The 478-nt window shown below is 41.2% G+C and carries 1 protein-coding gene; it reads left to right on the forward strand.

Going from position 1 to position 478, the window contains the following annotated elements; translation table 11 throughout:
* The coding region (locus ACW9JY_RS10490; RefSeq protein WP_457284330.1) for an oligopeptide/dipeptide ABC transporter ATP-binding protein at positions 1-420 on the forward strand (420 nt) is incomplete at its 5' end.
* Positions 421-478 lie beyond the last annotated feature (58 nt).

Raw genomic sequence — 478 nt, forward strand, 5'->3', positions numbered from 1 at the left:
CAAAGGGCGGTAATACAATTACTAAAAGACATACAAAAAATGCAAAAAAACACGATAATACTGGTAACCCACGACATGGCTGTACATGCGAACATAACGGACAGGATGGGGATAATGTACGCAGGGATGTTTGTAGAAGAAGGGAAAACGGATGAGATATTCGAAAACCCACTACATCCATACACAAAATTTCTAATAGGCTCACTACCAAAGATGGGAGACAAAAGTTACAAGGTCAGTGCACCTGGATCGCCCCCCTCACTAGCGAACCTACCACAAGGATGTCCATTCCATCCACGATGTCCATATGCGATGGAAATATGTAAAAAGGAACGTCCACAACTCGTTGAGATAAGTGACGGACACAAATCAGCCTGTTTTTTGAACTCAAAGGAGCGTGTGGAAGATGCAAGAAAATAAAACGGCAATAAATACACAAGAAAAGTTGTTGGAAACGAAAAAGCTACAAAAGGTATTC

This window comes from Petrotoga sp. DB-2 (genome assembly GCF_054051725.1).